The organism is Cellulosimicrobium sp. TH-20 (genome assembly GCF_002105775.1).
In the GTDB taxonomy this organism is placed as follows: Bacteria; Actinomycetota; Actinomycetes; order Actinomycetales; family Cellulomonadaceae; genus Cellulosimicrobium; species Cellulosimicrobium funkei.
This window is the reverse complement of the sequence record NZ_CP020857.1, coordinates 817,474-831,888: the sequence shown is the minus strand read 5'-3', so window position 1 is coordinate 831,888 and position 14,415 is coordinate 817,474. Positions and strand designations below refer to the sequence as shown.

The 14,415-nt window shown below is 73.8% G+C and carries 13 protein-coding genes; 6 read left to right on the top strand and 7 right to left on the bottom strand.

Annotation, left to right across the window (positions count from 1 at the left end; all coding sequences use genetic code 11):
- Positions 1–24: 24 nt before the first annotated feature.
- Complete coding sequence (locus B8281_RS03790; RefSeq protein WP_085386963.1) at positions 25–1,191, bottom strand: hypothetical protein; 1,167 nt, start codon at positions 1,189–1,191, stop codon at positions 25–27.
- Between the two features lie 140 nt (positions 1,192–1,331).
- Here B8281_RS03790 and B8281_RS03785 point away from each other — a divergent pair, with 140 nt between their 5' ends.
- Together B8281_RS03785 and B8281_RS03780 are read left to right on the top strand one after the other, a co-directional pair.
- Positions 1,332–1,871, top strand: coding sequence for a peptidylprolyl isomerase (locus B8281_RS03785; RefSeq protein WP_021483785.1), 540 nt, complete (start codon positions 1,332–1,334; stop codon positions 1,869–1,871).
- 107 nt (positions 1,872–1,978) lie between these two features.
- Positions 1,979–2,788 (top strand): rhomboid family intramembrane serine protease, encoded by an 810-nt coding sequence (locus B8281_RS03780; protein WP_342065157.1) that lies wholly within the window; start codon positions 1,979–1,981, stop codon positions 2,786–2,788.
- Between the two features lie 106 nt (positions 2,789–2,894).
- On the opposite strand, the gene B8281_RS03775 is transcribed toward B8281_RS03780, so the two are convergent.
- Positions 2,895–3,146, bottom strand: a complete 252-nt coding sequence (locus B8281_RS03775) for a cell division protein CrgA (RefSeq protein WP_021483485.1) — start codon at positions 3,144–3,146, stop codon at positions 2,895–2,897.
- Positions 3,147–3,493: 347 nt separating this feature from the next.
- Between B8281_RS03775 and B8281_RS03770 the strand changes: the two genes are divergently transcribed.
- The 4 genes from B8281_RS03770 to B8281_RS03755 are packed head-to-tail and all read left to right on the top strand — an operon-like array spanning position 3,494 to position 5,920.
- Positions 3,494–4,294, top strand: coding sequence for a DUF881 domain-containing protein (locus B8281_RS03770; protein ID WP_232322665.1), 801 nt, complete (start codon positions 3,494–3,496; stop codon positions 4,292–4,294).
- A complete protein-coding gene (locus tag B8281_RS03765) occupies positions 4,291–5,070 on the top strand; it encodes a class E sortase (RefSeq protein WP_085386962.1) in 780 nt (259 codons plus the stop codon). The genes B8281_RS03770 and B8281_RS03765 overlap by 4 nt, the downstream gene beginning before the upstream one ends.
- Positions 5,070–5,264, top strand: a complete 195-nt coding sequence (locus tag B8281_RS03760; protein WP_021482317.1) for a hypothetical protein — start codon at positions 5,070–5,072, stop codon at positions 5,262–5,264. Before B8281_RS03765 ends, B8281_RS03760 begins: the two co-directional genes overlap by 1 nt.
- Positions 5,261–5,920 (top strand): aminodeoxychorismate/anthranilate synthase component II, encoded by a 660-nt coding sequence (locus tag B8281_RS03755; RefSeq protein ID WP_085386961.1) that lies wholly within the window; start codon positions 5,261–5,263, stop codon positions 5,918–5,920. The genes B8281_RS03760 and B8281_RS03755 overlap by 4 nt, the downstream gene beginning before the upstream one ends.
- Before the next feature lie 116 nt (positions 5,921–6,036).
- Here B8281_RS03755 and pknB read toward each other — a convergent pair whose 3' ends face one another.
- The 5 genes from pknB to B8281_RS03730 form a co-directional block, all read right to left on the bottom strand.
- The gene (gene pknB / locus B8281_RS03750) at positions 6,037–8,112 is read right to left on the bottom strand and encodes a Stk1 family PASTA domain-containing Ser/Thr kinase (protein WP_085386960.1); all 2,076 of its coding nucleotides are present in this window, start codon (positions 8,110–8,112) and stop codon (positions 6,037–6,039) included.
- 110 nt (positions 8,113–8,222) lie between these two features.
- Positions 8,223–9,884 (bottom strand): serine/threonine-protein kinase, encoded by a 1,662-nt coding sequence (locus tag B8281_RS03745; protein WP_085386959.1) that lies wholly within the window; start codon positions 9,882–9,884, stop codon positions 8,223–8,225.
- Entirely contained in the window at positions 9,881–11,347 is a 1,467-nt protein-coding gene (locus tag B8281_RS03740) for a penicillin-binding protein 2 (RefSeq protein WP_085386958.1), read from the bottom strand. The genes B8281_RS03745 and B8281_RS03740 overlap by 4 nt, the downstream gene beginning before the upstream one ends.
- Positions 11,344–12,984 (bottom strand): FtsW/RodA/SpoVE family cell cycle protein, encoded by a 1,641-nt coding sequence (locus tag B8281_RS03735; RefSeq protein WP_085386957.1) that lies wholly within the window; start codon positions 12,982–12,984, stop codon positions 11,344–11,346. Before B8281_RS03735 ends, B8281_RS03740 begins: the two co-directional genes overlap by 4 nt.
- The gene (locus B8281_RS03730) at positions 12,984–14,414 is read right to left on the bottom strand and encodes a Stp1/IreP family PP2C-type Ser/Thr phosphatase (protein WP_085386956.1); all 1,431 of its coding nucleotides are present in this window, start codon (positions 14,412–14,414) and stop codon (positions 12,984–12,986) included. Before B8281_RS03730 ends, B8281_RS03735 begins: the two co-directional genes overlap by 1 nt.
- Between the last annotated feature and the right edge of the window lies 1 nt (position 14,415).

Sequence of the window (14,415 nt, the reverse complement as noted above, 5' to 3'; positions counted from 1 at the left end):
GTGCGAGGACGGCGGGGTGGAGCGTCAGGCGTCGTCGGCCTTCTTCGCGGCGTCCTGCGCCGCGGACTCGGCGGCCTCGCGCGCCTTCTTGCCGGCGTCGCCCAGGTCGTCCTTGGCGTCCGCCGCGGCGTCCTTCACGTCCTCCGCCGTGTCCTTCACCGCGTCCTTCGCGCCGGCAGCGCCGCCACGGGTGGTGCTGCGGGCCCGGCTCGTCGCCTTCTTCGCCGCGTCCTTCGCGTCCGAGACGGCCTCGGTGACGCGGTCGGTGACGTCGTCGCGGACCTCGGCAGCGCGCTCGGCCAGCTTGTCGGTGGCCTCGCGGCCCTTCGCGACGGCGGCGCCCGCAGCCTCGCCGATCGACTCGGCGGCGTCCCCGACGGCGTGCTTGGCGTCGCCGACGACGTCGTCGAAGTGGACCTGCTGCTGCTCCTGCTCCCACGGCTCGGCCCAGGGGTCGGTCGTGGGCTGCGCGCGGCGGTAGAGCACGTAGCCGACGCCCGCGGCGGTCACGCCACCGGCGATCCACCAGAGCGTGCGGCCCTTGCCCTTCGAGGAGTCCGCCGCGGCGGCCTTGGCCGCCGCCTTGTCCGCGGCCGCGGCGAGCTTGGCGGCCGCCTTCTCCGCGGTCTTGTCGGCGTGCTTGGCGGCCTTCTTGCCGGCCTTGCCCGCGGACTTCTGCGCCTGCTTCGCGGCCTCCGCCGTCGCCTTCTTGGCCTGCTTCGCGAGCTTGCGCGCCTTCTTGCCCGACGCGGCGGCTGCCGCGGCCGTGGCGGCGGCGGTCGCCTCGGCCGCGTTGTCCGCGGCGCGCTGGGCGGAGTCGGCCGCGCTGGCGGCGGCGGCGTTGAAGCTCGCGACGATCTTCGGCAGCACGTCCTCCACGAGGCGGTCGTGCGCCGTGTCGATCGCGGGCGCGGCCTTGGTCGCGGCCTTCTCGACGCGCGGCGCGGCGGCCTGGATGCTGTCCTGCCACGCCTTCTCGACGCGCGGCTGGAGCCACTCGAGGAACGCCTCCACCTTGGGCGTGCCCCACTCCTTGGCGTGCACCGCGGCGTCCTTGGCCTGGTCCGCGAGCTGGGTCGCGGCGCTCTGCGCGGTCGCGGCGGCCTGCGCGGCCTGTTCCTTCAGCTTCTCGGTGTCGATCGACTCGAGCGTGTCCTTGACGGAGTCGCTCGCTGAGCGAGTACGGGTCATGCGTGCTCCCCGGGGTCGTCGTCCGACGGGACGAATGTGCGGATGCGATGCGTTTCCGCCCACTCTGCCACCACCCCGGCCACGCCGCGAGACATCGCCCCGGACGGGTCGGGCGCGGGTCTCGTGGGAAGATGGTGCCCATGTTCGCAACCCTCCACACGACCGCAGGTGACATCCGGATCGAGCTCCTGCCGAACCACGCCCCGAAGACGGTGGCGAACTTCGTCGGGCTCGCCCAGGGCACCACGACGTGGTCCGACCCCCGCACCGGCGCCGAGCGCACCGAGCCCTTCTACGACGGCCTGATCTTCCACCGCGTGATCCAGGACTTCATGATCCAGGGCGGCTGCCCGCTCGGGACCGGCACCGGCGGCCCCGGCTACACGTTCAACGACGAGATCCACCCCGAGCTCCAGTTCGACCGCCCGTACCTGCTGGCGATGGCGAACGCGGGCGTGCGCCGCAACCCGGTGACGGGCGAGGCCGAGGGCACCAACGGGTCGCAGTTCTTCATCTCGACGGTCCCCACGCCGTGGCTCAACGGCAAGCACACGATCTTCGGCGAGGTCGCGGACGACGAGTCCCGCGCCGTCGTCGACGCGATCAACGCGACGCCCACGCGTCCGGGCGACCGCCCGCAGGAGGACATCGTCATCACGTCCGTCACCATCGAGGACTGACCATCTCGGCGACACCTCCCGGGCCACCCGGCCCGCCGGCGTACGGGACGGCCGGACCGCACGACGGTCCCGCCGTCCCGCCGGTGTGCCCGCGGCACCCCGACCGCGTGTCGTACGTGCGCTGCCAGCGGTGCGGGCGCCCGGCGTGCCCCGAGTGCCAGCGACCGGCCGCGGTCGGCATCCAGTGCGTCGACTGCGTGCGCGACGCCGCCCGCCAGGCGCCGACGCAGCGCACCGCGCTGGGTGGGAAGGTGCGCGGCGGGCCGCCCGTCGTGACGTTCACGATCATCGGCCTGTGCGTCGTGAGCTGGCTCCTCCAGCTCGTCACGGGCGGCACGTGGACGAACATGCTCGCGTTCGCGCCCTGGGTCGGCGAGCTGCAGCCCTACCGCTTCCTCACGGCGGCGTTCCTGCACTCGACGAGCCCCGTCCACATCCTCTTCAACATGTACGCCCTGTGGATCACGGGCCCGTTCCTCGAGCAGCAGCTCGGCCGGCTGCGCTTCACGGCGCTCTACCTGCTCTCCGCGCTCGGCGGCTCCGTCGGCTACCTGCTCCTCGCGGGGGGCCCGACGTCGGAGGCCTGGTACCAGCCTGTCGTCGGCGCCTCGGGCGCGGTGTTCGGCCTCTTCGGGGCGATCCTGCTCGTCCTGCGCCGGACGGGCCGGAACGCGATGCAGATCGTCGTGCTCATCGGCATCAACTTCGCGATCGGGCTGTTCTTCCCCGGCATCGCGTGGCAGGCGCACCTGGGCGGTCTAGTCGTGGGGCTCGCGCTCGGCGCCGCCTACGCCTACGCGCCGCGCGAGCGTCGCACCCTCGTGTCCGTGGGGGCGACGGTCGTCGTCGTGGTGGCGCTGGTCGCCGCCTCCTGGCTCACCTACGCGGCGGCGGACCAGTTCGGCCATCTCACCTGACGAGGCGGCCACAGGAGTTATCCCCAGGATTACTCACAGGTGTGGAACTACACCGGTGTGAGGCCCGACGGCACCGGACGGGGCCCAGGCCCCGCCCGGTGCGCGGCTACTTCCAGCGCGTCGTGAGCGCGAAGCCCGCGATGATGAAGGCGAAGCCGACCCCGAGGTTCCATGCACCGAGCGGCGGGACGGGGAGCTGCTTCGGACCGCTGAGGTAGAACAGCACGATCCACGCGAGCCCGACGAGCATGAGCCCGAGCATCGTGGGCACGAGCCAGCGCGGGTTGCCCGTCTCGGGCTTCGGCACGCTCGGCGGACGCTGCGGCTTGGGCTTCTTGCGCGACTTCGACTCGGGCACGAGGGTGGGCTCCTGTCCTGGTGGGGCTCGCTGCGCCGGCGCCGGGACGCACCGCGGGAGCGGACGCCTGCCGTCGTCGTGCAGGAACCGTGCATGGGTCGGGCGAAGGTCGTCGACGCGCCGCGAGGCTCTGCCGGAGCACAGGTCCGTCACGATCGTGGACGACGTTCGTCGACTAGCGTAGTGGGCGCACACAATAGGCACGGACACCGCGCGCGGAGGACGTGCCGCGAGGTGTGCCGCGCACGACCTCAGCACCACGCAGTCCACGACGCCGACGCACCACGCCGACGCACGACGCCGAACCGGTCGACGACCTCGTCCGCCCCCAGGAAGGAGACGGTCGCGTGAGCACCACGGACCCTGGCGCCACGGGCCCGGACGACCCCGCCGAGGGGCCGTCGTCCGCCCCGGGCGGCACGCCGCGCGCGCGTCGCGTCCGGTCCGCCGTGACGGTCGCGCTCGTCCTCGCGCTCGCCGGGGTCATGTTCACGGCGAACGCGCGCCTCGCGCGCGGCGACGAGTCCCGGCACCCGGAGAACCTCGCGCAGCTCGTCGACCGCGAGTCCGACCGCGTGGCCGACCTCGCGACGCAGGTCGACGCCCTGACGGCGGAGGTCGCGGACCTGTCGCAGACCGGGGACGCGCCCACCGGCGTCGACCCCGACCTCGCGGCGCGCACCGCCGTCGCCGCGGGGACGACGCCCGTCGAGGGCGCCGGCGTCTCCGTGACGCTCGACGACGCGCCCCCGGAGGGCAGCTACCCGGCGGGGATCCGTCCCGACGACCTCGTCGTGCACCAGCAGGACATCCAGTCCGTCGTCAACGCGCTGTGGGCGGGCGGTGCCGAGGCGATGACGCTCCAGGGGCAGCGCGTCACGGCGACGTCGGCGTTCCGCTGCGCGGGCAACATCCTGCTGCTGCACGGCCGCGTGTACTCCCCGCCCTACGTCGTGGAGGCCGTGGGTGACCCCGAGGCCCTGCGCGACGCGCTCGACCGCTCGCCGGGCGTCCAGGTGTACAAGGAGTACGTCGACGCGGTGAACCTCGGCTGGTCGGTCGAGGACGAGAGCGACATCGAGATGCCGGGCTACCAGGGGGCGCTCGAGCTCCGCTACGCGCGCCCGTCCGACGCGGTGGCGTCGTGACCGCGACGACCCCCGCACCGGTCCGCCACGCGGGGCACCGCGGCTCGGGTCGCGGTCCGGTGTCCGCCGTCGTGGGGGTGCTCGGCGAGCTGCTCATCACGCTGGGGATCCTGCTCGGCCTGTACGTCGTCTGGCAGCTGTGGTGGACGGACGTCCAGGCGGACCGCGTCCAGGCGCAGGTCCTCGAGGAGATCCAGGCGCCGACGCCGGACGCCGCGGACGTCGGCACGACGATCCTGCGCGACGACCCGCCCGTCCCCGCCGCGCCCGCGCTCGGCGAGGTGTGGGGCACGCTCTACGTGCCGCGCTGGGACGGCAAGATGATGCCGATCGCGGAGGGCACCGACAAGCGGTCGATCCTCGACCAGGCGATGGCCGGGCACTACCCCGAGACCGTCATGCCGGGCGCCGTCGGGAACTTCTCCCTCGCCGGGCACCGGCAGACGTACGGCAAGATCTTCCACGACGTCGAGGAGCTCGAGATCGGCGACCCGATCGTCGTCGAGGCCGACGGCACGTGGTACGTCTACCGCGTCGACCACATGCAGGCCGTGAAGCCCGACCAGGTCGAGGCGATCGCGCCCGTCCCGTGGCAGCCCGGCGTCGAGCCCGCCGAGCGGTACCTCACGCTGACGACGTGCCACCCGATCGGCCTCAACTCGCTCGTCGCGCGGTACATCGTCAACGCGAAGTTCGACTACTGGATGCCCGTCGAGGACGGCACGCCGCCGGAGCTCGTCGGCCAGACCGCTCCCGCCGCCGAAGGAGGCTCGTGATGTACGGGGCGCTGTGGCGCGTGCTGCCCGGCCCGGCGTGGCTGCGGGTGCTGATCCTGCTCGTCCTCGCGGCCGCCGTCGTGCTCGCGTGCTTCGAGTGGCTGTTCCCGCTCGTGTCCGAGTACATGCCGTTCAACGACCCCAACATCCAGACCGACGCCGCCGGCGCAGTGTCCGTGGAGGCCCCGCGATGACCCACCCGACCCGCATCCTCGTCGTGGACAACTACGACTCGTTCGTCTACACGATCGTCGGCTACCTCGACCAGCTGGGCGCGCAGACCGTCGTCGTGCGCAACGACGCGGTGCCGGAGCCCGACGCCGACGGTCGCTTCCGCGACGCGGACGGCACCGTGTTCGACGGCGTCCTCGTCTCCCCCGGGCCCGGCACGCCGAAGGAGGCCGGGCAGAGCGAGCACGTGATCCGCACGTGCGCCGCGTCGCGCACGCCGATGCTCGGCGTGTGCCTGGGCCACCAGGCCCTCGCCGAGGTATACGGCGCGACGGTCACGCACGCGCCCGAGCTCATGCACGGCAAGACGAGCCTCGTGGAGCACGAGGGCGAGGGCGTGCTCGCGGGCCTCCCCCACCCGTTCACCGCGACGCGGTACCACTCGCTCGCCGTCGTGAGCGACACCGTGCCCGCGGAGCTCGAGGTGACGGCGACGACCGCCGGGGGCGTCATCATGGGCCTCCAGCACAAGGACCTGCCGCTGCACGGGGTCCAGTTCCACCCGGAGTCCGTGCTCACCGAGGGTGGCCACCGCCTGCTCGCGAACTGGCTCGAGGCGTGCGGCCTGGAGGGCGCCGTCGAGCGCTCCGCGGGCATGGCCCCGCTCGTGCGCCAGTAGCGAGCACCGCGCGGCACCGGCCCCGGTCTGCCGCCCTCGGACGCCCCGCACGACGACGGGCCCTCACCTCCGTGGAGGTGAGGGCCCGTCGTCGTGGACGGCCCGGGGGCGGTGGGTCAGCCCTCGCCGTCCCCGCCGTTGCCCCCGCCGTTCCCGTTGCCGCCGCCGTTGTTCCCGCCGCCGTTGTCGCCGCCGCCGTTCGACGGTCCGGGACCGGTCGAGACGATGAGGCGCACCTCTGAGCCGACCTCGAGCTCGGTCCCGCCCCGCGGGTCGGAGCCGATGACCGTGCCCGCCGGCCACTGCTCGGACTCCTGGGTCTGCCGTGCCCCGGGGACGAGCCCGGCACCGCCCAGCGCCTCGAGGGCCTGCTGCTCGGTCATGCCGGCGAGGTTCGTCGGCACCGTCGTCGTCTCCGCCGAGCGCGGGATGGCGACCTTGAGGGTCACGGTCGACCCCTGCGGGACGCTGCCCGCGTTGGGCTGCTGCGAGAGGACCTGGTTCTCCGGCTCGTCGGACTCCTCCTCGCTGCGGTCGACCTTCAGGCCGAGCGCCTCGACGGTCGACTTCGCGGCGTCGAACTGCTGGCCCGTGACGTCCGGGAGGGCGACGAGGCCGCTCGACACGAACAGGTTGACCGTCGAGCCCGCCGGCACGGACTGGCCGGCGCCGGGGTCGGTCTTCGTCACCGCGCCCTTCGGGACGTCCGGCGAGTCCTCCGTGTTGACGTCGCCGACGTTGAGCCCGGCGTCGGAGAGGTACTGCCGGGCCTCCTCCTGCGTCTTGCCCTTGAGGTCCTGGATGGTGACGGCGTCGGGACCGGTCGAGAACCAGACGTCGACCGAGGTGCCCGGGTCGACCTGGGCGTCACCGGCGGGGCTCTGGCGGATGAACTCGCCCTCCGGGACGTCGGAGTTCTCCTCGAGGAGCGGGTTGAACTCGAGGTCCAGGCCGTCGAAGAGTGCGGCGGCCTCCTCCTGGGTCATGCCCGCCTGGACCGTCGGCACGGTGACGAGCTCCGGCTCGACGTCCTTGTTCTGGTTGATGAGCAGCATCGTCACGATCGCCGCGATGGCGAGCACGCCGACCGCGATGAGCGTCCACATGAGGCCCTTGCGGCTCTTGGGCTGCTCGTCGTCCTCGCCGGGCGGCTGCTCCCCCGGCGGGACGGCGGGCGCCGCGCTGGTCGCCCAGGGGTTCGCCGCCGCGGCGGCCGGTGCCATGACCTGCGTCGCGGACTCGACCATCGTCGGCTGGAGGTCGGCGGCCGCGGCGGCGGCACCGAGGCCGGCGGCGGCGGCCGCGACCCCGAGCGCCGGGGCCGTGATCGACCCGCCGCGCACGGCGTTCTCCAGGTCGGCCCGGAACTCGGCGGCGCTCGAGTAGCGCGCCGTGCGGTCCTTCGCGAGCGCCTTGAGCGTGATGCGGTCGAGCACCTCGGGCACGTCGGGAGCGATCGCGCTCGGCGTTGCGGGCGCCTCGCGCACGTGCTGGTAGGCCACTGCGACGGGCGAGTCGCCGATGAACGGCGGGCGCCCCGTGAGCAGCTCGTAGAGCAGGCAGCCGGTCGAGTACAGGTCGGAGCGCGCGTCGACCGTCTCGCCGCGCGCCTGCTCCGGGGAGAGGTACTGCGCGGTGCCGATGACGGCCTGCGTCTGGGTCATGGTGGCCGCGGAGTCGGCGACCGCGCGGGCGATGCCGAAGTCCATGACCTTCACCGCGCCCGTCGGCGTGATCATCACGTTGGCGGGCTTGATGTCGCGGTGGACGATCCCGGCGTGGTGCGAGTACTCGAGCGCCGCGAGGACGCCCGCCGTGATCTCGACCGCCTCGTCGATGGGCACGGCCTGACCGTCGCGCAGGATGTCCCGCACGGTGTGGCCCTCGACGTACTCCATGACGATGAACGGGACGTGCACCGCGTTGCTGGTGGCGTCCTCGTGCACGTCCTCGCCCGTGTCGTAGACCGCGACGATGGCCGGGTGGTTCAGGGAGGCCGCTGCCTGCGCCTCGCGACGGAAGCGCGCGAGGAACGACGGGTCGCGCGCGAGGTCGGAGCGCAGGATCTTGATCGCGACGGTACGACCGAGGCGGTTGTCGTGCCCGATGTGCACCTCGGCCATGCCACCACGGCCGATGAGCTCACCGACCTGGTAGCGCCCGGCAAGCACTCGGGGAGCGTTGTCCACCACTCATTCGTCCTTCGGTGTCGTCGGAGCCGTGGGCGCGTCCGCCCACGGCACAGCTGGCGCAATCATCCCACCCGCGACCCTGCGGCCACGCGGGGAACACCACGATGTCGTCACGATGTCACCCGTCCGGGGAGCGTCTCGGCGTCGGGCACGGCGACCTCGACGGAGGTCTCCGCGCCCCGCACGGGGGCGGCGTCGCCGCCGTCGCCGTCCCGGTCCCCGAGCGTGGCGATCGTCGCGATCACCAGCACGAGCAGGAGACCCAGGAGGGCGACGAGCGGCCAGGTCAGGCCGTTGGGCAGGCCTCCCAGGCGGCGGCCCGTCGTGGTCGACGTGCGGCGCCCCGCGGAGCGCGAGGGCACGGGTGCCGACTGCGACTGACGGCGGGCCTCGGCGCGGGTCGCCGGGGCGACGGGCTCGGCGCGCGTCGAGCCCCCGGCCGCGCCGGCCGGGCGCGTGCCCGCGCGGGTGGGCTGCGGCCGTCGTGAGGAGCGCGTCGGACCGTGCATCTCGCGGCGCGGCGGGTACGACCGCGGGGCGGCCGGGTCGTCCGCCGGGGCCGTGGGGACGGGGCGCTCCCACGGGAGGGCCGGGCCGGGCGCGGCGTCGTCCGGTCCGGGCGGTGCCGGGACGGGCTCGGCGGTCTCCGGGACCGTCCCGCCGTGCCGGCCGAGCGGGCGGACGCGGGTGGCGTCGTCGTCGGGCGGCCCGGGGGGCGTCGCGGCCGACGGCGGCACCTCCGCGTGCGCGGCGCGGCGCGGCTCGGGGGCGACCCACGGGTTCGCCGGGTCGGGCGCGTGCGGGTCGCGCACCGCGGCCGGGATGACGAGCGGCGTGATGACGGGTGCCGGGTCCGGCTCGGGCGCGGGGACGTCGTCGGCGGTGGTGCGGGCCCGGCGCGCGCGGCGCGTGGGGGCCGGCGCCCCCGTGCGGGCGGACCAGGGGTCGCTCGCGAGGCGCGCGGCGATGCCCTCGAAGACGCGTGCGAGCGCGTCGGCCGGGTGGGGCCGCGCGAGCGGGTCCTTGGCGAGCATGACCATGACGAGCTCGCCGAGCTCCGGGTCGACCGACGTGGGCAGCGGCGGCACCGGCTCGTTGACGTGCGCGACCGCGATGTCCACCGGCGTGGACCCCGTGAACGGACGGTTCCCCGCGATGGACTCGTACGCGACGATGCCGAGCGCGTAGATGTCCGAGGCGCCGGTGGCGGCCTGGCCGACGGCCTGCTCGGGCGAGAGGTACTGGGCCGTGCCCATGACCATGCCCGTCGCGGTCATCGGGACCTGGTTGGCCGCGAGCGAGACACCGAAGTCGGTGATCTTCACCGTGCCGGAGCGGTCGATGAGGATGTTGCCGGGCTTGACGTCCCGGTGCACGACGCCGGACAGGTGGGCGGCGTGCAGCGCCCGGGCGGTCTGCGCGAGGATCGGCAGGAGCCGCGCGGGCGGGAGCACCGGCTCGCGCTCCAGCAGGTCCGCCATGGGCTCGCCCACGACGAGCTCCATGACGAGGTACCCGGAGCCGTTCGTCTCGCCGTAGTCGTACATCTGCGCGATGTTGGGGTGCGAGAGCGCCGCGCTGTTGCGGGCCTCGGTGCGCAGCCGGTTGAGGAAGTCCTCGTTGCCCGCGTACTCGCTCCGCAGGACCTTGACCGCGACCTCGCGGCCGAGCGCGTCGTCGGCCGCGACCCACACCTCGCCCATGCCGCCGACGGCGATGCGCCGCACGAGGCGGTAGCGGTTGCCGAGCGTCAGCCCCCGGACCGGCTTCATCCGTTCAACACCGCCTCCATGACGGCGCGGGCGATCGGCGCGGCGATCGCGCCGCCCGTCGCCTCGTTGCCCATCGAGCCGCCGTTCTCGACGATGACCGCGACCGCGACCTGCGGGTCGTCGGCCGGGGCGAAGCTCGTGAACCACGCGTGCGGCGCGGCTTCGCCGCCCGTCTCGGCGGTGCCCGTCTTGCCCGCGACCTGCACGCCCGGGATCTGCGCGGACTTCCCGGAGCCGTTCTGCACGACGCCCACCATCATCTGGGTGAGCTGCTCGGCGGTCGACGGGGAGACCGAGGTGCGCAGACGGCGCGGCTCCGACTGCCGGACGACGTCGAGGTCGGGGTTGCGGATCGTCTCGACGGTGTACGGGGCCATCTGCACGCCGTCGTTCGCGATCGCGGCGGCGACCATCGCCATCTGGAGCGGCGTGACCTTGACCTCGCCCTGGCCGATGCCGGCACGCGCGATCCCGGCGGCGTCGGCGCCCGGCGTGCCCTCGGCGGGGAAGCGGCTCGGCGTGACGTCCATGGGGATCTCGAGCGAGGCGTCGAAGCCGAAGTCCTCGGCCTGGTCGCGCATCGCGTCCTCGCCCAGGGTCATCGCCAGGTCGCCGAACGCGGTGTTGCACGAGATGCGCAGCGCGTCCGCGAGGGTCATCTCGCCCGTGGGCGAGCAGCGCGTGCCGCCGAAGTTCTTCATCGTCTGGGTCGACTGGGGGTACGGCAGCTCGTCCGGGGCCGGGATCACGGTCTCGGGCGTGTACTGCCCGCTCTCGAGCGCCGCGGCGGAGGTGACGATCTTGAACGTCGAGCCCGGCGGGTACGTGTTGCCGCGGATGGCCCGGTTCGACATCGGGTTGCCCTCGGCGTTGAGCAGCTCCTGGTAGCGCTGGCGCGCGAGGGCGGTGTCGTGCGTCGCGAGCTCGTTCGGGTCGTAGCTCGGCTTCGACACGAGCGCGAGGACCCGGCCCGTCTTGGGCTCGATCGCGACGACGGCGCCGCGCTGGTCCCCCAGCGCGTCCCACGCGGCCTGCTGGGCCGCCGGGTCGATGGTCAGCTCGACGGACGCGCCCTGCGGCTGCTGCCCCGTGAAGAGCGCGCTCAGGCGGTCGAGCCACAGCGAGCTCGCCTCACCGTTGAGGTAGTCGTTCTCCTTGTCCTCGATCTCCGTGCGCCCGTTGGTGAGCGACAGGAAGCCGGAGACGGGCGCGTAGAGCGGGCCGTTGGAGTACTGGCGCTGGAAGCCGAACGCGTCGTCCACCGGCGTCGAGGACGCGATGGCGTCACCCGCGACGACGATCGGGCCGCGGAACTTGTTGTACTCGCGGTAGATCGTGCGGGCGTTGCGCGAGTCGTTGTTGAGCGAGTCGGCCTGGACGAACTGGATGTACGTCGTCGACACCATGAGCGCGAGGAACATCACGAGGACGACGGTCGCGACGCGACGCAGGGGGACGTTCACCGGGCTCCTCCCCAGGGGTCACGGTCGGTCTCGGCACCCGCGTCCGGGCGCTGCACGACCTCGGTCCGCAGGTCGTCCGGGTGGTCGGGGACCTCCCCGGTGCGGCCGACGGCGGGCTGGACGCCCGTCGTCGCGCGCGCGGGGCCCGTGGACGGACCGGGGACGGCGGGCGCGCCGACCGTGGTGGGGGCGTCGTCGGGCAGGGCGCCCACGGCCGCGCCGCCGCCCACGACCGCGACCGGGTCGGAGTCCGTGCGGCTGCGCGCCCCGCCGGGCGCGACCTGCCCGCGCACGGGCAGGGAGGAGGGGCGCCGCGCGTCGTCCGAGATGCGCAGGAGCAGCCCGACGACGAGCCAGTTCGCGAGGAGCGACGACCCGCCCTGGGCGACGAACGGCATGGTCAGGCCGGTGAGCGGGATGATCCGCGTGATCCCGCCGACCACGACGAAGAGCTGCCACGCCATGACGAACGCGAGACCGCCCGCGAGCAGCTTGCCGAACCCGTCGCGCACGCCGATCGCGGTGCGCAGGCCGCGCTCCACGAGGACGAGGTACGCGAGCAGGATGCCGATGAGGCCCGTGAGGCCGAGCTCCTCGCCGAGCGACGCGTAGATGAAGTCGGAGAACGCGTACGGGACCGTGCGGGGGTAACCGGCGCCCCAGCCCGTGCCGAAGAGGCCGCCGTTGCCGAGCGAGAACAGGCCGCCCACGAGCTGGCCGGACCCGCCGACCTTGCGGCCGAAGATCTCCGGGTCGAACGGGTGCAGCCACACGTCGACGCGCGCCTGCACGTGCCCGAACGTCGACGCCGCGAGCACTGCGCCGACCGCGATGAGGAGCAGACCGATGACGACCCAGCTCACGCGCTCGGTCGCGATGTAGAGCATCGCGACGAACAGGCCGAAGAACAGGAGCGAGGTCCCGAGGTCGCGCTCGAACACGAGGATCGCGAGCGAGACGAGCCAGACGATGATGATCGGCCCGAGGTCGCGCAGGCGCGGGAGCTGGAGGCCGAGCACGCGGGGGCCGGCGAGCGCGAGCGTGTCGCGGTTCGTCACGAGGTACCCCGCGAAGAAGATCGCGAACGCGACCTTGGCGAACTCGGCCGGCTGGAGCGAGAAGCCGAACAGGTTGATCCAGATCTGGGCGCCGTTGATGCGGGTGCCCAGGCCCGGGACGAGCGGCAGCGCGACGAGCACGATGCCCGCGATCATCGCGGTGTAGGTGTAGCGGCGCAGGGTCCGGTGGTCGCGCAGGAACCAGACGAGGGCGAACGCGCAGAGGATGCCGAGCGCCGTCCACTGGAGCTGGCGGGGCGCGAGGTCCTGCTCGCCGCCCGTGACCTGCGAGCCCAGGTCGAGGCGGAAGATCATGGCGAGGCCGATGCCGTTGAGCGCGACGGCGATCGGCAGGATCACCGGGTCCGCGTACGGCGCCTTGAACCGCAGCAGCACGTGCGCGGCGCCCGCGAGCACCACCGTGCCGATGCTGTACACGTAGAAGCGGCCCGGGAGCTCGCCCGTGAGCTGCAGACCCACGAGCGCGTACGCCCCGATGCCCAGCGCGAGCGCGAGGACGAGCAGACCGAGCTCCGCGCCCCGGCCGGGGCGCACCTCGGTGGTCTCCACCGTGGCCATCAGGCCCCCGAGCCGGCGCCGTCGGCGGGCGCCGGGGTCACGTCCGGCGCGTCGGCCTCCGGCGTCCCCGTCGTCGCGCCGTCGACGGTCCCGTCCGCGGGCGGTTCGGTCGAGCCGTCGGTCGCGGGGGTCTCGGTGGTGTCCTCCGTGGCCTCGGCGACCAGCCGCTCGGCGCGGGCGCGGGCGTCCTCGAGCGACTGCGCGGGGATCGTGGTCTCCAGGCGGTCGACGACGTAGCCCGGCAGGTCGTCGACGCGCGTCCCCGTGAGCTCGATCGGGGTCGACAGCGTGACCGGGCCCGCGTTCTCGGGGATGCCGCGGAACACCGCGACCTGGCCGTCGGCGACGCCCACGTAGTACTGCGACTGCGTCCAGCGGTAGCCCGCCCAGCCGGCGACGCCGAGGCCCGCGACCACGAGCAGGATCGCGACCACGGTGACCCAGCGCCGGGGCGCGCGACCCGGGCGCACGTCGTCCTCGTCGTCGCCAGAGCCCTCGGCGATGGTGCGACCCTCCGTGCCGTCCTCGTCCGCCGCGTCGGCGTCCGGGTCCTCGGCCGGGGCGGTCGTCTTCGTGCTCGCCATGAGCGCGGCCGCGCGGGCCGCCGGGCCGTCCGCGGCCGACGTCGGGGCGTCGCGGTCGATCGCCGCCGACCCGACGACCTGCGCGCCCGTGCCGGGGGCCCCGCCGTCGGGCAGGGCGTCGACGTCCACGACGTCCGCGACGACGACCGTCACGTTGTCCGTGCTGCCCGCGCGCAACGCGAGCTGGAGCAGGTGGTCGGCGCACGCGTCGACGTCGTCCGTGTCGGCGAGCGTCTGCGCGATGGTCTCCTGGCTGACGAACCCGGACAGGCCGTCCGAGCACAGGAGCCAGCGGTCGCCCGGCTTCGCCTCGCGCACGGACATGTCCGGCGTGAGGTCGATGTCGAAGTCACCCAGCACGCGCATGACGACGTTGCGCTGGGGGTGGGTCTCCGCCTCGTCCGCCGAGATGCGCCCCGTGTCGACGAGGTGCTGGACGAACGTGTGGTCGGTCGTGACCTGGTTGAGCTCGCCGTCGCGCAGCAGGTAGGCGCGCGAGTCGCCGAGGTGCGCCATGGCGAGCTTGTTGCCCGCGCGCAGGATCGCGGTGACGGTGGTACCCATGCCGACCAGCTCGGGGTCGGTCACGCTGCGGTCCACGAGGTCCTGGCGGGCGTGGTCGATCGAGCGCTCGAGCTCGGCCAGCGCGTCGTCCGGGCCGTGCGACTCGCCGTCGAGCGGGGCGAGCGCGGCGATCGCGATGGACGACGCGACGTCGCCCCCCGCGTGGCCGCCCATGCCGTCCGCGACGACGAGCAGGTGCGGGCCCGCGTAGCCGGAGTCCTGGTTGTTGGAGCGCACGAGCCCGACGTCGGAGCGCGCGGCGTAGCGCAGGGCGATGTTCACT

Bases quoted from the DNA above. Each gene is read 5' to 3' on its own strand.
- B8281_RS03755 (WP_085386961.1), top strand. From the start codon at position 5,261: ATGACCCACCCGACCCGCATCCTCGTCGTGGACAACTACGACTCGTTC.
- B8281_RS03735 (WP_085386957.1), bottom strand. From the start codon at position 12,984: ATGGCCACGGTGGAGACCACCGAGGTGCGCCCCGGCCGGGGCGCGGAG.
- B8281_RS03785 (WP_021483785.1), top strand. From the start codon at position 1,332: ATGTTCGCAACCCTCCACACGACCGCAGGTGACATCCGGATCGAGCTC.
- B8281_RS03790 (WP_085386963.1), bottom strand. From the start codon at position 1,191: ATGACCCGTACTCGCTCAGCGAGCGACTCCGTCAAGGACACGCTCGAG.
- B8281_RS03745 (WP_085386959.1), bottom strand. From the start codon at position 9,884: ATGAAGCCGGTCCGGGGGCTGACGCTCGGCAACCGCTACCGCCTCGTG.
- B8281_RS03760 (WP_021482317.1), top strand. From the start codon at position 5,070: ATGTACGGGGCGCTGTGGCGCGTGCTGCCCGGCCCGGCGTGGCTGCGG.